A 17,642-nucleotide genomic window follows, 5' to 3' on the forward strand; every position below is an offset into this window, starting at 1 on the left:
GCAACCCCGTACGGGCGGCCCGGTCACCAGAAGGTGCCGAGCCGCCCGTACCGCTGCCCTCAGGTGCGTGTCACGCCTGCGGCGCGGCCGCCTTGATCGCGGAGATGTCGAAGTTCAGCTTGACCTTGTCGCTGACCATGACCCCGCCGGTCTCCAGCGCCGCGTTCCAGGTCAGGCCCCAGTCCGAGCGCAGGATGTCCGCGCTGCCCTCGAAGCCGACGCGCTCGTTGCCGTAGACGTCGGTGGCGGAGCCGTTGAACTCCAGGTCGATGGAGAGTGGGCGCGTGACGTCCTTGATGGTCAGGTCGCCGGTGACGCGGTACGCCTCGCCGCCCAGCTGCTCGGCGCGCGTCGAGCGGAACGTCATGAGCGGGAACTTCTCGGCGTCGAAGAAGTCGCCGCTGACCAGGTGGCCGTCGCGGTCGGCGATGCCGGTGTCCACGCTGGCGATCTTCACGTCGATGGCGGCGGAGGAGTTGGCCGGGTCGGTGCCGTCCAGGGTCAGCGTGCCCTCGTGCTCGCCGAAGGAGCCGCGCACGTTGGTGACCATCGCGTGGCGGACCGTGAAGCCGATGCTGCTGTGGGCCGGGTCGATGGTGTAGGTGCCGGTCAGGGCGGCCAGTGCGGGGTCCACCGCGGGGGCCTCGGCGACGGCGGTCGGGGTGGCGGCGGTCGACTTGCGGGTGAACAGAGCCATGGCTCCTCCTCGGGGGACGTGTGCGAGCGGTGCGTCGTCGGTGTTGTTTAACCTTCAACGAGATTGACTCTAACTCCATCTTGTTCAAGTTTCAACCTTTCCTCTCGTCGAAGGGGCGCCGCCGGGCGCCGCCGGGCGCCGCCCTCTGGCGGACGCGCGTAGAACTCGGGCACTATCTCCCTGCCCGGCGTGCGCGGCCCGTGTGCGCGCGCCCTCTGTTTTGTCATGAGCAGGAGGAAAATCCCCCATGGTGAACCGCCCACGACTCCGCTCCGCCCTCACCGCCCTGGCCCTCGTCCTCGGCGCGCTCTTCGTCCCCGGCGTCGGCGCCCTCGGCAGCGGCGCCACCGAGGCGCACGCCGTCACCAAGCTGACCCACGCGCAGGCGACCTCCCGGTTCAGCTCCTCCGGGATCACCTGGTCGTCGTCCGGCAACTGCTCCAACCGCAACGTCCCCACCTGCACGTCCTTCGACCAGCTCAACCTGCCGACCGCCCAGGGCGCCCAGACGCTCAAGAGCGCCACCGGCTGCGCGCTCAGGATCACCGGCGGTACGGAGACCGGGCACGCCGGCGGCACGTACTCCCACTGGAACGGCTACAAGCTCGACTTCGCCAAGAGCACCTGCCTGAACAACTACGTCACCGGCGTCTTCACCTACATCGGCGTACGCGGCGACGGGGCCCGCCAGTACCGGTCCGGCTCCGGCAACATCTACGCCGACGAGGGCAACCACTGGGACGTGACCTACTACAACTGCGGAGGCTGCTGAGCCGACGTGTGGGGCCGCCCTGGAGGGCAGGGCGGCCCCACACGCGTACCGGTTCAGTCGACCGGGTCCACCGTCGGTCCCTCCCGCTCCAGCAGCTCCCGCGCGAACTCCTCCCACTGCGCGTACCGGTCCGGGTGCGCCGACCGCTGCACCGCCTGGCACGCCTTGCCCGGCTCCATCGACTCCCAGCCCTTGATCTGGAGCAGCCCGGGATTGCTGGTCGGCGACGGCAGCCCGTAGAAGGACTTCGACGCGGTCGGGACGTGGGTGATCTGCTCCGGCGTGCCCCAGCCCGTGCTCGGGCGCTGCTGGAAGACGCCGAGTGAGTCGTGGTCCACCGGGGTCGTGTAGTTGACGAACTTCGACTCCTGCATGGCCGTCATCAGGGCGATCACCTGGCCCTGTTCCGGGATGTCCGCCCCCTTCCCGACGCCGATGACCGTACGTGCGTGCGCGAGCTGTTCCGGGCCCAGGTCGGACGGGTCGGCGAACGCCGTGCGCAGCTCGCTGTCCGGGGCCGCCTTGAGGAGGTGGGCCGTCGCGGTGTCCAGACGGCCCGTCGGGGCGAGGCCGTAACTCTGCTGGAAGGCGCGCAGGCCCTCGGCGGTCGGCGGCGGTGTGGGTGCGGAGGCGTGGGCGGCGGCGGGGGCCGTCAGCAGGAATACGGCGGCGAGCACCGTGAGCGTACGGCGGGGGAGCCTGTTCTTTCGCATACGGAACGGTTCCGGGACGCCGGAAGGAATGTCAAGGATGCCGTGAATAGTATGAATTGATGGTGTGTCGAGAGCGTCTCCGCGCGACGGGCACCCCGATGTGCCCGGCCGGTCCGCGCAGGCTGCCCTCAGGTCCCTGCCCGGCCCTCCGCCCTTCTGGTATCAGGGAACGGACCGCACTCTGCACGGGAGGCCATCATGCACGCCCACGGCAATGCGACGACCAGAGAAGACCCGAGCACGCGCCCGGCGGCGGGCAGGCCCGCGGCCCGTACGGTGACGCCACCGTCGACGCTCCTCGCCCTCCAGGCCGGCGCCGGCAACGCGGCGGTCGTCCAGATGCTCCGCCGCGCCGGCCACCCCATGGCCGGGCACACCGTGCAGCGCTCCACCGTCCATGACGTCCTGCGCGCCCCGGGCCGCCCTCTCGACGCCTCCACCCGGACCGAGATGGAGGCCCGGCTCGGCGCCGACTTCTCGGACGTACGCCTCCACACGGGTTCGGCCGCGCGCGCCTCGACGGCGGAGGTGGGCGCCCGCGCCTACACCTCCGGCAGCCATGTCGTCATCGGCGAGGGCGGCGCCGACAAGCACACGCTCGCGCACGAGCTGACCCACGTCATCCAGCAGCGCCAGGGGCCGGTCTCCGGCAGCGACAACGGCGCGGGGCTGCGGATCAGCGACCCGTCCGACCGCTTCGAGCGCGAGGCCGAGGCCAACGCGCACCGCGCGATGTCCGGCGCCCCCGTCCAGCGCACACCTGAAGCCGGCATTCAGCACGCACCCCAAGCAGACGTCCAGCGCGCACCCCGAGCCGGCACCCCGACAGCCGCCGCCACCCTCCAACGCGCCCCCGCCGCCTCCGCCTCGATCGGCGAAGGCGAGGTCGACGAGGTGGGGCCCGGCGGGACGATCACCTACCCGTCCGTCACCAGCTGTCTCGTCATCACCGTCCACCTCCGGGACGGCGGCAAGGTCGGCGGCCACGCCAGCCTCTTCCGCGTCGAGGGCAAGCTCCACTCGGACGAGATCCTGCCGGCCATCAGGCGGGTCGTCGGCAAGCGCCGGGTGGAGGCCGTCGACGTCAGCGGCGCCGTCGGCTCCTGGAACCCGTCCTACCTGACGAAGGCCATCGAGCGGTACACCGACGGCGCGGTTCCCGAGCAGACGTACGACCGGGCCGGCATCGGCGACGTCGTGGCCGCCGTCCTGGACCGGCAGCGCAACAAGGTCACCGTCCGGGACGTCCCGGACGGCACCCTCACCAGGTGACGTCCCGCGCCGGGCCCCCTGTGGCGCGGGCCCGGCGCGAGGCGTTCACTCAACGGGTCAGGAGCCCACGCTCACCGTGAAGCGGCGCGGGTTCCCGTCGTGCGCCGCGCCCGAGACATCCGGCTCGCCGTCCGGGCGGACGTCGTCGTACGGGAACGCGTAGCCGATCGGGCTGTTGGCGTGCACCACACGGGACCAGTGGTTGGTCACCGGCGTCCTGTAGTAGTCCGACACCGACGTGCCGTTCGGCTGGCTCGGGTGGCTCAGCATGATCGACCGGTTGAAGCCGGCCGCCAGCCGCGCCAGGATCGCCTTCTTGTCGTCGGAGTCGCCCGGGTTGTTGGTGAACGGCCCGTGGTTGCAGGTGAAGATGTCCTTCGTCTCCGGCTTGGTGAAGGTGTGGCCGCCCTCGAAGGTCAGGGTGTCGCCGCTCACCCGGCCCGCCAGCGTGCCCCGCCCGCCCTGGAGGTCGATCCGCAGGTCCTCCGAGCGGTACTTCTCCCACACCTCGTCGATCTGCGCCTCGAACAGGCCCCGGAACGGCATCTCGGCCGGCCGGTCGAAGTACGGCGCCATGATGTTCTGCGGCGAGACCACCCGCAGCACCTTGCCGTCGTCGCCCCGGGTGACCAGCTGGTCCCACGGCTGCCCGTCGGCGGCGGCCTGGGCGATGAGGTCCTCGGCGATCCGGTCCGCCGCGCCCTCGGGGTGCGGGGCCACGACGTGCGTGCCGTCGCCCTCCAGCGTGATGCCGATCGGGAGCGCGGTGATCAGGTCCACGTAACTGATGTTGGAGTACAGCTGCTCGGTGTTGAAGGTGAACTCGGCGAACGCCCAGGTCCGCCCGTAGTTCGGGTCCGTCGGCGTGGCGAAGGCGGGCTCCACCAGCGAGGGGCCCGGGTTGAGGAAGAAGTCCAGCTTGTCGTCGCGGACGAAGTAGACCCGTGCGCCGTACATCTGCGGCAGGGTCAGCACCACCGGGGCCGCGCCGGCCGCGTTGAGCGGGATCGCGCAGTCCACCGGGAGCGGGGTCTGCGGGGCGCCGGGGGAGTCGGGGCGGTAGACCTCGCCGTTCGGCCGGAGCAGCACCCAGCGGTCGGTGCCCAGCTCGTGGCCGGTGACGTACGCGTGCACCGTGCCCGGCAACGACTTGTTCTCCAGGGCGATTTCGCAGGTGGCGGGCGCGGCCGAGGCGCGCGGGCTGAGGGCGGTGCCCCAGGCGGGGTACGTCAGCGCGGCGGCCGAAGCGGCGGCGCCGGTCAGGAACATTCGGCGTGAAATCACGAGGGAACTCCCGAGTGTGTGGGGGCCGCAGACGGGTTGTGGGGTCGGTCGGTGGGGTGGGGAGAGACCGGACAGTGGGGGTGTCTGCGGGAGTGCGCACCACTCTCGCCAGGGGTGGAGCGGCCGTCAAGACTTATGGCTGAGAGCGCTCTCAAAAACTCCGGGTCTTCACAACTCGACGCCCGGAAGCGGTACTTGCCGGAACCGAGCGGGTGCGAACCGTAACCGTACGGAGGTGGCGGCAACCGTACGGAGGCGGCAGCGGACAAGAGGTGAACGGGACGCCGGACGTGGGCGGCGCCCAGGCCACTTGGACTAACGGACCACGGTTGTTGGACGGAGACGGCCCTCGGGACCGGCATGCGTTGACGGTGTCCCGACACGGCGACTACTCAAGGGCCATGTCGCCAAGATTCCCCTCCGCCGGCCCGGTCTCCGTGGCCTCAGCCGTCGCCTCGGCCGCCGTCCTGGCGCTCGTGGCGACCGCCGCCCTCCCCGCCGCAGCCGCCGATCCGCCCTCCGCAGCAGCAGCAGCCGCCGCCGATCCGTCCTCCGCAGTAGCACCGGCCGGAGCGGCGAAGGCCGCAGCGGCAACGCCCGGCGCCGCGTCCGCCACCCTCTCCTCCCCCCACCTCACCGTCGCCGTGGCCCGCGACTTCCCGCGCGTCCTCTCGTACACCGACCGGGCCGGCGGCAAGAGCCTGCTCGGCAGTACGCGGCCGGTCACCGCGATCACCCTCAACGGCACCGCCCACCCGGTGAAGCTCAAGTCCGCGCCGAAGATCAACGGCTCCTCCGCCCGCTACACCCTCACCTTCCCCGGCCTGCCCGGCGTGGAGATCGACGCCTCGCTCACCGTCTCCGGCCGGACCACCACCTTCCAGGTGACCGCCGTCCGCGACACCGCCGCCTTCCGGGTCGGGACCATCGACATCCCCGGCCACGACCTCATCTCGGTCGGCTCCACCGAACCCGGCGCCGCCACCGCCTTCACCACGCTGGACCCGGACTCCACCCGTACCGCCGACGTCTTCGCCAAGGTCACCGCCGCCACCCAGCCCGACCCCGCACCCGTCGGCGCCACCTACGCGATCCTCAACACCTCCTCCCTCGCCGCCGCCGTCGAGTCCAACTCCTCCTACGACAAGCCCTCGGGCCCCACCGGCGGCGACGACGCCCGCTTCTGGCGCCAGGCCCGGACCGAGGCCGACGGCAGCGTCCGGGTCGGCGTCAGCTCCGGCCAGTGGACCTACCGGGGCGAGGGCGCACCGAAGCCGGAGAGCGGCGAGAACCTGCCGTGGGCCAAGGTCGTCGTGACCCCGGACGCCAACGGCGACCGGTCCGTCGACTGGCAGGACGGGGCCACCGCCTTCCGCTCCATCGGCATCACCGCGCCCGGCAGCGAGCAGACCGCCGACCGGGTCATCACCCACATCCCGTTCAACTTCGCCAGCCAGGCCACCCACCCCTTCCTGCGCACGCTCGACGACGTCAAGCGCATCGCGCAGGCCACCGACGGCCTCGGCCAGCTCGCCGTCCTCAAGGGGTACGGCTCCGAGGGCCACGACTCCGCCCACCCGGACTACGGCGGCAACTACAACAAGCGGGCCGGCGGGCTCAAGGACCTCAACACCCTCCTCAAGCAGGGCAAGAAGTGGGGCGCCGACTTCGGCGTCCACGTCAACGCCACCGAGTCCTACCCGGAGGCCAAGGCCTTCAGCGAGCAGCTCGTCAACAAGGCCAAGCCCGGCTGGAACTGGCTCAACCAGAGCTACTACATCGACCAGCGCCGCGACCTCAACAGCGGCGACCTGGCGAAGCGCTTCCAGCAACTGCGCGACGAGACCGACAAGAACCTCGACTTCCTCTACATCGACGTCTACTACTCCCACGGCTGGATCGCCGACAAGACCATCCAGGCCGTCCAGAAGCAGGGCTGGACCGTCGGCACGGAGTGGGCCGACAAGTTCGAACGCGCCTCGCTCTGGTCGCACTGGGCCAACGACCTCAACTACGGCGGCGCCACCAACAAGGGCCTCAACTCGCAGATCATCCGGTTCATCCGCAACGGCGAGAAGGACATCTGGAACAACCACCCGGTCCTCGGCCAGAGCGTCCTGGAGGAGTTCGAGGGCTGGACCGGCGAGACCGACTGGAACGCCTTCACCGCCGCGATCTGGCAGAAGAACCTGCCCGCCAAGTACCTCCAGCAGCAGAAGATCACCCGCTGGAACGGCAACGACATCACCTTCACCGGCGGTGTGCGCGGCACGGTCGAGGACGGGAAGCGGACCTTCTACGACCAGGGCCGCAAGGTGCTCAGCGGGACCGACTACCTGCTGCCGTGGGACGGCGGGAAGAAGCTCTACCACTACAGCGAGACCGGCGGCACCAGCACCTGGCAGGTGCCGGGCAAGGGCCCGTACACGGTGTACGAGCTGACCGACAACGGCCGCGAGAAGGTCGCCACCGTACGCCCCTCCGCCGACGGGAGGATCACGCTGACCGCCACCGCCGGACAGCCGTACGTCCTCCACCCGGACCAGGCGCCGCGCGCGGCCGACCCCGCATGGGGCCAGGGCACACCGCTCAAGGACCCCGGCTTCAACGACCGTACGCTGAAGGGCTGGACGAAGACCGGGACCGTCGTACGGGACACCGACGACCAGGGCCGCAACAGCGCCGCCCTCTCCGGCACCGCCACCGCCGCCCTCTCCCAGCCCGTCACCGGCCTCAGGCCCGGCACCCGCTACACCGCCTCCGCCCTCATCGAGGTGGAGTCCGGCCAGTCCCGTCGTACGGTGCTGAGCGCGGGCGGGACGTCCGTCGCCGTCGAGCGCTCCACGGCCGAGGACTTCGTCGCCGCCTCCGACTGGCACGGCACCCGCTTCCAGCGCGCCAAGGTCACCTTCACCGCCCCGGCGAACGGCCGCACCACCCTGCGCATCGACGCGGCGGCGGGTTCTCCCGCGACCGTCCGCGCCGATGACGTACGGATCGTCGAGAACGCGCCCGCCACCCGGCCCGGCACGCTCGTGTACGAGGACTTCGAGGCGGTCGACCAGGGCTGGGGCCCCTTCCTCAAGGGCGACGCGGGCGGCTCCACCGACCCCCGCACCCACATCTCCCAGCTCAACGCCCCGTACACCCAGTCCGGCTGGAACGGAAAGCTCGTCGACGACGTGCTCGGCGGTAAGGAGTCCCTCAAGTCCCACGAGGAGAACACCGGGCTCGTCTACCGCACCGCCCCCTGGACCGTCCCGATGAAGGACGGCCACCGGTACGAGATCGCCTTCGACTACCAGTCCAGCCACGCCGGCGCCTACACCTGGGTCGACGGCTACGACCGGGTCGCCGACGGCAAGGCGTCATCCACCGAGACCCGCTCCACGCCGATCGGGCAGCAGCTCACCACCGGCCGCTTCACGCACACCCTCACCGCCGGCTGCGGCGACACCTGGACCGGGCTGCGGAAGCCGGCCGGAGCGCCGGAGGGCGCGGACTTCGTGCTCGACGCCTTCACCGTGACCGACCTGGGCCCCGCGCCCGCCGGCCAGGAGGCCGTCTGCGGCACGCTCGGTGTGGCCGCCGACGCCGAGACGCTGGAGCCGGGTGGGCCGAACACCGTGAAGGCGACCTTCGGCAACGACGAGGCGACCGCCGCCACCGGTGTGAAGCTGGCGCTGACCGTGCCGGAGGGCTGGCGGGCCGAGCCCGCCGGGGCCGTCGCCTTCGACTCCGTCGCTCCGGGCGCGAAGGTCACCGGCAGCTGGCGGGTCACGCCGCCGGTGGACGCCCCGTACGCCACGTACCAGCTGGGTGCCCAAGCCGCGTACGCAGTCCAGGGGTCCCCGCGTACGCTCGGCGCGCAGACCTCCGTACGGACTCTCCCGCCGCCGCCCACCGAGGACAGCTGGGCCAGTGACCTCGACTGGACGGCGTCCAAGAACGGCTGGGGTCCTGTCGAGCGCGATCAGTCGAACGGGGAGACCGGGACCGGTGACGGCAGTCCGCTGAGCATCGGCGGGGCGGCGTACGCCAAGGGGCTCGGCACCCACGCCCCGGCGACGGTCCGCTACTACCTGGGCGGGAAGTGCACCTCGTTCACCGCGGAGGTCGGGGTCGACGACGTCCAGGCGACGCGCGGCAGCGTCCGGTTCTCCGTCACCGCCGACGGCACGGAGAAGGTGAAGTCGCCGGTGCTCGGGGCCGCCGATCCGGCCTGGAAGCTCACCGCCGACACCACCGGCGCGCGGTACGTCGAACTCGTCGTCGACGACGGCGGTGACGGCAACGGCAACGACCACGCCGACTGGGGCAACGCCCGCTTCCACTGCGGGGTTTGAACCTCCGGCGAACAGCGGTCGCGGCGCGGTGGAGCCGAGCTGAACAGTGCTGGGCCATACTGAGGGGGCCTTCGGGCCCCCTCAGCGGCGTGTGGCCCACGGCACACCGGGCCCTTTGTGGGGTTCACACAACGCGGAGCGGCGTTTCGCTGGTGGATCGCGTGCCCGGCGGGATGGTTCTGTTCACTCCCACCACGAAACCGGGCAGGAGACTGTACGGAGTCGACGGCACGATTTCTGGGTCGGGGTTCGTAGGGTCGATGCATGACCGTTGTGGACGAAACCCAGGGTGAGCAGCCGAGCGACACGCGTGGCCGGGTGGCCGAACTGCTGGCCCTGCGTGAGCAGGCCCGGCGCGGCCCCAGCGAGCGTGCGACCCAGGCGCAGCACGCCAAGGGCAAGCTGACCGCGCGCGAGCGCATCGAGCTGCTGCTCGACCCGGGCTCGTTCAAGGAGGTCGAGCAGCTCCGCCGCCACCGGGCGACCGGGTTCGGCCTGGAGGCCAAGAAGCCGTACACCGACGGTGTCATCACCGGCTGGGGCACGGTCGAGGGCCGCACGGTCTTCGTCTACGCGCACGACTTCCGGATCTTCGGCGGCGCGCTGGGCGAGGCCCACGCCACGAAGATCCACAAGATCATGGACATGGCCATCTCGGCCGGTGCGCCGCTGGTCTCGCTCAACGACGGCGCCGGCGCCCGTATCCAGGAGGGCGTCTCGGCGCTCGCCGGCTACGGCGGCATCTTCCAGCGCAACACGCGCGCCTCCGGTGTCATCCCGCAGATCAGCGTGATGCTCGGCCCGTGCGCGGGCGGCGCGGCCTACAGCCCGGCGCTCACCGACTTCGTCTTCATGGTCCGCGAGACCTCGCAGATGTTCATCACCGGACCGGACGTCGTCAAGGCGGTCACCGGGGAGGAGATCACCCAGAACGGCCTCGGCGGCGCCGATGTGCACGCCGAGACCTCCGGCGTCGCGCACTTCGCGTACGACGACGAGGAGACCTGCATCGCCGAGGTCCGCTACCTCATCGGGATGCTGCCCTCCAACAACCGCGAGAACCCGCCGACGGTCGAGAGCGACGACCCGGCCGACCGCCGCGGCGACGTCCTGCTGGACCTGGTCCCGGCCGACGGCAACCGCCCGTACGACATGCACCAGGTGATCGAGGAGCTCGTCGACGACGGCGACTACCTGGAGATCCACGAGCGCTGGGCCCGCAACATCATCTGCGCGCTGGCCCGCCTGGACGGCCAGGTCGTCGGCATCGTCGCCAACCAGCCGCAGGCGCTGGCGGGCGTGCTGGACATCGAGGCGTCCGAGAAGGCCGCTCGCTTCGTCCAGATGTGCGACGCCTTCAACATCCCGATCATCACCCTTCTGGACGTCCCCGGCTTCCTGCCCGGCGTCGACCAGGAGCACGGTGGGATCATCCGGCACGGCGCCAAGCTGCTGTACGCCTACTGCAACGCCACCGTGCCCCGGATCTCGCTGATCCTGCGGAAGGCCTACGGAGGCGCGTACATCGTCATGGACAGCCAGTCCATCGGGGCCGACCTCACCTACGCCTGGCCCACCAACGAGATCGCGGTGATGGGCGCCGAAGGTGCCGCCAACGTCATCTTCCGCCGCCAGATCGCCGACGCCGAGGACCCCGAGGCCATGCGCGCCCGCATGGTCAAGGAGTACAAGGCCGAGCTGATGCACCCCTACTACGCGGCCGAGCGCGGCCTGGTCGACGACGTCATCGACCCCGCCGAGACCCGCGAGGTGCTCATCGCCTCGCTCGCCATGCTCCGCACCAAGCACGCAGACCTGCCGTCCCGCAAGCACGGCAACCCCCCGCAGTAGTCGCCCCTCCGCAGCGGCGCGATCCGCCGCACGGTCCACGACACCTGCCGAGAAGACGGAGACACCCCACCATGAGCCTGACTTCCGCCGAGTCCGTCCTGCGCGTCGAGAAGGGTCACGCCGACCCCGAGGAGCTGGCGGCCATCACCGCCGTCCTGATGGCCCGCGCCGCCGCCCAGCCGTCCGCCCCCGCCCACCGCGGCCGCGACACGGCCGGCTGGCGCCGTCTGGAGCGCACGCCGGGCTTCCGCGCGCCGCACAGCTGGCAGGGCTGACCCGCCGAACGCCTTACGCGAAAGGGCCCCGCACTCCTCAAGGAGTGCGGGGCCCTTTCGCGTACGTCCTAGCGCAGGCGGGCCATCAGGGCGTGCTCGACCAGCGTGATGAGCGCGCTCTTGGCGTCCGCGCGGTGGCGGGCGTCCGTCGTCAGGATCGGGGTGTCCGGTCCGATCTGGAGTGCTTCGCGGACTTCGTCGGGGGTGTAGGGCTGGTGTCCGTCGAAGCCGTTGAGGGCGATGACGAAGGGGAGGCCGCTGTTCTCGAAGTAGTCGACTGCGGGGAAGCAGTCGGCGAGGCGGCGGGTGTCGACGAGGACGACGGCGCCGATGGCGCCGCGGACCAGGTCGTCCCACATGAACCAGAAGCGGTCCTGGCCCGGCGTACCGAACAGGTACAGGATCAGGTCCTGGTCCAGGGTGATACGCCCGAAGTCCATGGCCACCGTCGTGGTGGTCTTGTCCCCGGTGTGGGTCAGGTCGTCGATGCCCGCGGACGCGGACGTCATCACGGCTTCGGTGCGCAGCGGATTGATCTCCGAAACGGCACCGACAAACGTGGTCTTACCCACGCCGAAGCCCCCTGCCACCACGATCTTCGCCGAGGTAGTGGAGCGGGCCGCTCCGCCGCTAGAGCTTGCGAAGTCCACTGAGCACCCTTTCGAGCAGTGTCACATCTGGCTGGCCGCCGGCGGCCTCGTCGCCGCCGGGCTGATGGATGGCGACGAGTCCGGCCTCGGCCAGGTCGGCGACGAGGATCCGGGCAACGCCGAGGGGGATCGAGAGAAGGGCCGAAACCTCGGCGACCGACTTGATCTCGATGCAGAGCCGGCAGATCCGCTGGTGCTCGGGCAACTGCCCTTGCAGCCGGGACGGATCGGCCGTCGTGCTGACCAGCGCCTCGATGGCGAGCTGGTAACGCGGCCGGGTCCGACCGCCGGTCATGGCGTACGGACGGACCAGCGGGTTGTGCGCGGCGGGCTTGGCGGGCTCGGGGGCCCGTCGCTGCTGCACCGGCTGGACACGCTGCTGCTGCGGCCACGGCGAACCCGGCTGCTGCTGGGGCCACTCGGACCCCTGCGCACCATGGGCGCCCTGCGGCTGCTGCGGCTGCTGATATGGCTGATATGAGTTGCCCGGGGCCTGGCCGCCGGATGCGGCGGGGTAGCCGAAACGGTTGTCACCGTGCTCACCCGGAACCCTCTGCTCACCCTCGTATGGGTGTCCGCCTGTGGGTGCTGCCACGTTTCCTCCTCCGACTGCCGGTCGCCGATCCCAGTGGGGCCGCGCCACCGCACCTTATGGCGCGGTGGCGAGAAACGCACTGTCTGTCTACTAGTTAAGAAGACTTCCCTGAAGTTCGGCGCGGAGGTCCGGGGTCAGGACACTGCCCGCGCGGTCGACCAGAAGGGCCATTTCGTATCCGACCAGACCGATATCGGCGTCCGGGTGGGCGAGAACGGCGAGTGACGAACCGTCCGAGATGGACATGAGGAAGAGGAATCCCCGCTCCATCTCCACAACGGTCTGGTTCACCGCTCCGCCCTCGAAGATCCGCGAGGCGCCCGCGGTCAGCGACGTCAGACCGGAGGCCACGGCCGCCAGCTGGTCGGCGCGGTCGCGCGGGAATCCTTCGGACATGGCCAGCAGGAGTCCGTCGGCGGAGACCACCACCGTGTGCGACACCCCGGGGGTGTTGTCCACGAAGTTGGTGATCAACCAGTTGAGATTCTGCGCCGCCTGGCTCATCGGGCTCACACTAACGCTCCTGGTTGTAGGTGGTACTGGTGTCCGACCCCGCGTTGCGCCCCCGCTGGACACCGCGCCGCAGCTTGCTCAACCTGCCGCGGACGTCCTCGGGTGCGCGGGAGACCTGTGGGCCGCCCTGCTGGGTCTGCTCCGCCGTGCCCTCGACCAGGTTGGCCTTGGGCACGCGCCGGGGGAGACCGGAGGGGGTGATTCCGCCCGCCTTCGGCTCACGGAGCTTCTCGGCCCGCTCCCAGCGCTCGTCATTCGTCGAGCGCCAGTCGTCGGTGCCGTCCCCGTCCGTCTGCGGGGCCTGCCGTTCCTGCTGCTGCGGCTGCCGCTGCGGAGCCGGAGCGGGCTGGTCGTTGCCGCGGCCGCTCGGCTGCCAGTGCTGCGCACCGCCGCGGCGGGGCAGACCGGCTTCGGTCAGCTCGTGGCCGACGTTCGGGGCGGACCCCGGACGGTCGAAGCCTACGCGCTCCTGCGACAGTGCGGGAACGCTCGGAACAGATTCCGCCTCAGCCTGCCGAACCGGCTCAAAAGTGTTCTGAGAACCGCTCTGAACAGGCCAGTCGTCCTGGTGGGACTGGTCGGTCGGGGCAGCGTACCGGTCGGCGGCGTACGCGTCCTGAGGGTTCTCCGGACCGGCATATGCCGCTTCCGCGTACCCGTTCCGAGGCTGCTCCTGCTGGTGCGGGAAGCCGTTCTCGGAGCCGTAACCCTGCTGCTGCTCGTAGGAGTCGGCGTACGGGGCCTGCTGGGCCTGCTGGGCGGAGGCCTGGCCGTACTGGTCCTGGCCGTAGGTCTCCTGGGCGTACCCCTGCGCACCGTTGCTGCCGTACGGGTCCTGTCCGGAGCCCTGAGCGTCGGCGTACTGGTCCTGTCCGGCGTACGGCTCCTGGGCGTACTGCTCCTGGCCGTACCCCTGCTGCTCCTGCGAGCCGTCCGGGAACGGGGAGCCGGTGCCGGTCTGGGCCTCCAGCGCCGCCCGGCGCTCCTCGCGCATCAGCGAGCGGTTGACCGGGTCCAGCTGGCCCGGGTCGGCCGGGACCTCGTAGCGCGAGTCGTCGAAGCCGAGCTCCGCCGCCGTACGCATCTGGCCGTGCTGCGGCGCCGGGTCGAAGGCGCTCTGCTGCTCGGGAATGATCGAGGAGACGGTGAAGTCGTCCTGTCCGTGCAGGGTCTCGCCACCGCCACCGTGGGTGATCGCGTCCGGGAGCATGACCAGCGACGTCGTCCCGGCCTGCTCGCCCGAGGGGCGCAGCTGGACCCGGATGCCGTGCCGGTCGGCGAGCCGGCCGACCACGAAGAGGCCCATGCGCTGCGAGACGGCGGCGTCCACCGTCGGCGGGTTGGCCAGCTTGTGGTTGATGTCGGCGAAGTCCTCGGCGGTGAGGCCGATGCCCTTGTCGTGGATCTCGACCATGACGCGGCCGTCGGGCAGCCGGGTCGCGGTGACGCGGACCTTGGTCTGCGGCGAGGAGAACGTGGTGGCGTTCTCCAGCAGCTCGGCCAGCAGGTGCACGAGGTCGGTGACGGCCCGGCCGTGGATCTCGGCGTCGGGGACACCGGACAGCTCGATGCGCTCGTACGACTCCACCTCGGAGGAGGCGGCTCGCAGGACGTCGACCAGCGGCACCGGCTGGTCCCAGCGGCGGCCGGGCTCCTCGCCGGAGAGGACGAGCAGGTTCTCGCCGTTGCGCCGCATACGGGTGGCCAGGTGGTCCAGCTTGAAGAGGCTCTCCAGCTGGTCCGGGTCGGCCTCGTTGTTCTCCAGGTCGGTGATGAGGGTCAGCTGGCCCTCGATGAGCGACTGGTTGCGGCGCGAGAGGTTGGTGAAGATCGCGTTGACGTTGCCCCGCAGCATGGCCTGCTCGGCGGCGAGCCGGACGGCCTCGCGGTGCACCTGGTCGAAGGCGCGGGCGACCTCGCCGATCTCGTCCTGCGTGGTGATCGGGATCGGCTGCACCCGGGTGTCGACCCGGCCCGGGTCGGTGCGCGAGAGCTGGTCGACGAGGGAGGGCAGCCGCTGCTCGGCGATACCGAAGGCGGCGGTACGCAGCTGGCGCATCGCCCGGCTCATCTGGCGGGCCATGAGTCCGGCCAGGATGAAGGCGGCCAGGAGCGCGATGACGACGATGAGTCCGTTGACGATGGCGTCGGACTTGGCCTCGGAGGAGATCTTCGCGGCCTCGTCCACCGCCTTGTCGACGAGCTCCTTCTCGACGGTCGCGTACCCCTCGAACTTGGCGGTGGCGGCCGCCATCCAGGTCTCGGGCGTGATGCCCTTCTTCGCGAGGTCCTCGGGGGACTGGCCCTGGCCGATCTGCTGGACCATGCCGTCGAAGACCGAGCCGTCGATGCTCGGCGGCGCCACGAAGTCCTGGCCGGCGGCGTCGGCCTGCTCACGGGCGGCCTTGAGCTGCTTGGCGCCCTCCTCGGCCTTGCCCGCCATGACCTGCTTGAGGCGGTCCACGTCGGCCTGGGTGCCGCCGGCGTTGAACTCGGCGAGCGCGATCTGCTCCAGGTAGTTGTACGAGCCGAAGGCCTTGACCTGGTCGTTGTAGACGGCGGGCTTCTTGCTCGGGCGCACCAGCAGGTGCATGCCGATCGAGCGCTGAAGCGATTCTGCAGCCTTGGACAGCTCGATCGCGTAGACGGTGCGGCCGTAGCTGGTGACGTTGCCGGTGCCGAGGCCGAGCTCGTTGGCGAACTGCATCAGCGAGTGCTGGACCTGGGTGTAGCCCTCTTCGGTCTTCACCGGGTCGAGCGCCTGCGAGTAGGCGGCCTTGCGGAGCTCGGGGAGCCCCGGCTCGTCGACCTTGAAGAGCTTGAGACGGCGCTCCAGGCCCGGCTTGGCGGGCATGTCCTTCACCGCGGCATCGAAGGCCGTACGCGCCTCGTCCGTGGTCGCCCGGGTCTCCTCGACGATGTCGGCGTCCCGGTCGCCGGAGAGCAGCGGCTGGGCGGTGAGGTCCCGCTCGTTGAGCAGGGCCTGGCCGTAGTCCGAGGCCGCGCGGACGATGCGCGCGATCTTCTCGGCCTCCTGGGCCTCGCTCCAGGTGTCGATGGACCCCTTCACCTGGAAGCCGCCCATGATCAGGCCGATGATGACCGGGATCAGGAGGATCGCGTTCAGGCGGGTGGCCACCCGCCAGTTGCGCGGGGAGAACCGGCTGGTGCTGCCGGCGGCCGGCTCCGGCTCGGGCGCCTGTGCGGGCGACGTCGCAGCGTGCGACGGCGGGGTGAAGTTGCCCCGCTCGGGCTGCGGCGCGGAGCCCTCGTTGCTTCGCCTCACTCGACCAACAACCTCTCGGCGTCGGCACCTACGTTGTGCCGGATTATTCGTTCAGGGCCGTAACTACTCGGGAGTTCGACGAATTGCAGCACGGGGACCGGCCCCCTTCCAAACACTCGGAATCGATCATTCCGAGTGGCCCACGCCTCAGATAAAACGGGCATAAAGAGCGAGCCCCGTCAAAAGGCGGGGCTCATGTGAGCGCAGTGGCACCACGTGGATGCGTCGGGTGGTGGCGCGGGGTCAATTCTCTGTCGAAATGTTATGAACACGGGGGCGGATCGTGTCAAACGACACAGGCCGCCCCCGCGTGACTACAACAACTTCCGTATGGCAAAAACGACTTACGCCTACTTGTCGGGACTACTTCAGGCGTGCCATCAGCGCGTGCTCGACCAGGGTGATCAGGCCGCTCTTGGCGTCCGCGCGGTGGCGGGCGTCCGTCGTGATGATGGGGGCGTCCGGTCCGATCTGGAGCGCCTCACGCACCTCGTCGGGGGTGTAGGGCTGGTGTCCGTCGAAGCCGTTGAGGGCGATGACGAAGGGGAGGCCGCTGTTCTCGAAGTAGTCGACTGCGGGGAAGCAGTCGGCGAGGCGGCGGGTGTCGACGAGGACGACGGCGCCGATGGCGCCGCGGACCAGGTCGTCCCACATGAACCAGAAGCGGTCCTGACCGGGCGTACCGAACAGGTACAGGATCAGGTCCTGGTCGAGCGTGATGCGGCCGAAGTCCATGGCGACGGTGGTCGTCGTCTTGTCCCCGGTGTGGGTCAGGTCGTCGATGCCCGCGGACGCGGACGTCATCACGGCCTCGGTGCGCAGCGGGTTGATCTCCGACACCGCACCGACGAACGTGGTCTTGCCCACGCCGAAACCGCCCGCCACCACGATCTTCGCGGAGGTAGTGGCGCGGGCCGTCCCGCCGCTAGAGCTTGCGAAGTCCACTGAGCACCCTTTCGAGCAGTGTCACATCCGGCGCGCCGCCGGCCTCTCCATTGCCCGGCTGGTGGATGGCCACCATGCCGGCTTCCGCCAGGTCCGCCACGAGGATGCGGGCGACGCCGAGCGGCATCGACAGCAGCGCGGAGACCTCTGCCACCGACTTGACCTCGCGGCACAGGTGGCAGATCCGCTGGTGCTCGGGGAGCAGCGTCCCCAGATGCGCCGGGTCCGCTGTGGTGCTGACCAGTGCCTCTATCGCGAGCTGGTAACGCGGCCGGGTCCGGCCACCGGTCATGGCGTAAGGACGAACCAGCGGCTGGTCGCCTCCCTCGTCGTACGACGCGTGGTGCAGTGCGCCGTACGGATCGGGTGAGGCGGGTGGCGGGGTCATGAATCCTCCGGGCGTGACAGCAGGCTCTCGGCTTGCCGTCTGCAAGGGGCCGGTG

General features: G+C 70.4%; 13 protein-coding genes and 1 pseudogene. 5 read left to right on the top strand and 9 right to left on the bottom strand.

Annotated features, from left to right (window positions below; translation table 11 throughout):
* Positions 1–70: 70 nt before the first annotated feature.
* Positions 71–697, bottom strand: coding sequence for a YceI family protein (locus ACQP09_RS26880; RefSeq protein ID WP_404059056.1), 627 nt, complete (start codon positions 695–697; stop codon positions 71–73).
* Between the two features lie 247 nt (positions 698–944).
* Here ACQP09_RS26880 and ACQP09_RS26885 point away from each other — a divergent pair, with 247 nt between their 5' ends.
* Positions 945–1,469 carry a hypothetical protein gene (locus ACQP09_RS26885; protein ID WP_433404070.1) on the top strand — a complete coding sequence of 175 codons (525 nt, stop codon included), beginning with the start codon at positions 945–947 and terminating at the stop codon, positions 1,467–1,469.
* 53 nt (positions 1,470–1,522) lie between these two features.
* Here ACQP09_RS26885 and ACQP09_RS26890 read toward each other — a convergent pair whose 3' ends face one another.
* On the bottom strand, positions 1,523–2,182 hold the full coding sequence (locus tag ACQP09_RS26890) for a peptidoglycan-binding domain-containing protein (protein ID WP_433404073.1): 660 nt from the start codon (positions 2,180–2,182) through the stop codon (positions 1,523–1,525).
* A 198-nt stretch (positions 2,183–2,380) separates the two neighbouring features.
* Between ACQP09_RS26890 and ACQP09_RS26895 the strand changes: the two are divergent.
* Positions 2,381–3,049 (top strand): annotated as a pseudogene (locus tag ACQP09_RS26895) (eCIS core domain-containing protein); the annotation flags it as partial.
* Positions 3,050–3,511: 462 nt separating this feature from the next.
* On the opposite strand, the gene ACQP09_RS26900 reads toward ACQP09_RS26895, so the two are convergent.
* A complete protein-coding gene (locus ACQP09_RS26900) occupies positions 3,512–4,723 on the bottom strand; it encodes a glycoside hydrolase family 64 protein (protein ID WP_433406773.1) in 1,212 nt (403 codons plus the stop codon).
* Between the two features lie 416 nt (positions 4,724–5,139).
* Between ACQP09_RS26900 and ACQP09_RS26905 the strand changes: the two genes are divergently transcribed.
* The 3 genes from ACQP09_RS26905 to ACQP09_RS26915 all read left to right on the top strand — a co-directional run bounded on the left by ACQP09_RS26905 (position 5,140) and on the right by ACQP09_RS26915 (position 11,210).
* Positions 5,140–9,084, top strand: coding sequence for an endo-alpha-N-acetylgalactosaminidase family protein (locus ACQP09_RS26905; protein ID WP_433404075.1), 3,945 nt, complete (start codon positions 5,140–5,142; stop codon positions 9,082–9,084).
* Positions 9,085–9,348: 264 nt separating this feature from the next.
* On the top strand, positions 9,349–10,935 hold the full coding sequence (locus ACQP09_RS26910) for an acyl-CoA carboxylase subunit beta (RefSeq protein WP_026241027.1): 1,587 nt from the start codon (positions 9,349–9,351) through the stop codon (positions 10,933–10,935).
* Positions 10,936–11,006: 71 nt separating this feature from the next.
* The gene (locus tag ACQP09_RS26915; protein WP_093692620.1) at positions 11,007–11,210 is read left to right on the top strand and encodes an acyl-CoA carboxylase subunit epsilon; all 204 of its coding nucleotides are present in this window, start codon (positions 11,007–11,009) and stop codon (positions 11,208–11,210) included.
* 68 nt (positions 11,211–11,278) lie between these two features.
* Here ACQP09_RS26915 and ACQP09_RS26920 read toward each other — a convergent pair whose 3' ends face one another.
* The 6 genes from ACQP09_RS26920 to ACQP09_RS26945 form a co-directional block, all read right to left on the bottom strand.
* Complete coding sequence (locus ACQP09_RS26920; protein ID WP_014048542.1) at positions 11,279–11,860, bottom strand: GTP-binding protein; 582 nt, start codon at positions 11,858–11,860, stop codon at positions 11,279–11,281.
* Positions 11,841–12,455: a DUF742 domain-containing protein gene (locus ACQP09_RS26925; protein WP_433404078.1), complete on the bottom strand. Its 615-nt coding sequence runs from the start codon at positions 12,453–12,455 to the stop codon at positions 11,841–11,843. The genes ACQP09_RS26920 and ACQP09_RS26925 overlap by 20 nt, the downstream gene beginning before the upstream one ends.
* A 90-nt stretch (positions 12,456–12,545) precedes the next feature.
* Entirely contained in the window at positions 12,546–12,959 is a 414-nt protein-coding gene (locus ACQP09_RS26930) for a roadblock/LC7 domain-containing protein (protein WP_030125847.1), read from the bottom strand.
* Positions 12,960–12,969: 10 nt separating this feature from the next.
* A complete protein-coding gene (locus ACQP09_RS26935) occupies positions 12,970–16,254 on the bottom strand; it encodes a nitrate- and nitrite sensing domain-containing protein (protein WP_433404081.1) in 3,285 nt (1,094 codons plus the stop codon).
* A 363-nt stretch (positions 16,255–16,617) separates the two neighbouring features.
* A complete protein-coding gene (locus tag ACQP09_RS26940; protein WP_015611636.1) occupies positions 16,618–17,199 on the bottom strand; it encodes a GTP-binding protein in 582 nt (193 codons plus the stop codon).
* On the bottom strand, positions 17,180–17,587 hold the full coding sequence (locus ACQP09_RS26945; RefSeq protein ID WP_015611637.1) for a DUF742 domain-containing protein: 408 nt from the start codon (positions 17,585–17,587) through the stop codon (positions 17,180–17,182). Before ACQP09_RS26945 ends, ACQP09_RS26940 begins: the two co-directional genes overlap by 20 nt.
* Between the last annotated feature and the right edge of the window lie 55 nt (positions 17,588–17,642).

It is taken from the genome of Streptomyces sp. CA-146814, assembly GCF_050942385.1.
In the GTDB taxonomy this organism is placed as follows: domain Bacteria; phylum Actinomycetota; class Actinomycetes; order Streptomycetales; family Streptomycetaceae; genus Streptomyces.

Excerpts from the sequence above, each read along its gene's own strand:
- ACQP09_RS26880 (WP_404059056.1), bottom strand. The coding sequence starts at position 697 with ATGGCTCTGTTCACCCGCAAGTCGACCGCCGCCACCCCGACCGCCGTC.
- ACQP09_RS26885 (WP_433404070.1), top strand. The coding sequence starts at position 945 with ATGGTGAACCGCCCACGACTCCGCTCCGCCCTCACCGCCCTGGCCCTC.
- ACQP09_RS26890 (WP_433404073.1), bottom strand. The coding sequence starts at position 2,182 with ATGCGAAAGAACAGGCTCCCCCGCCGTACGCTCACGGTGCTCGCCGCC.
- ACQP09_RS26900 (WP_433406773.1), bottom strand. The coding sequence starts at position 4,723 with ATGTTCCTGACCGGCGCCGCCGCTTCGGCCGCCGCGCTGACGTACCCC.
- ACQP09_RS26905 (WP_433404075.1), top strand. The coding sequence starts at position 5,140 with ATGTCGCCAAGATTCCCCTCCGCCGGCCCGGTCTCCGTGGCCTCAGCC.
- ACQP09_RS26910 (WP_026241027.1), top strand. The coding sequence starts at position 9,349 with ATGACCGTTGTGGACGAAACCCAGGGTGAGCAGCCGAGCGACACGCGT.
- ACQP09_RS26915 (WP_093692620.1), top strand. The coding sequence starts at position 11,007 with ATGAGCCTGACTTCCGCCGAGTCCGTCCTGCGCGTCGAGAAGGGTCAC.
- ACQP09_RS26930 (WP_030125847.1), bottom strand. The coding sequence starts at position 12,959 with ATGAGCCAGGCGGCGCAGAATCTCAACTGGTTGATCACCAACTTCGTG.
- ACQP09_RS26945 (WP_015611637.1), bottom strand. The coding sequence starts at position 17,587 with ATGACCCCGCCACCCGCCTCACCCGATCCGTACGGCGCACTGCACCAC.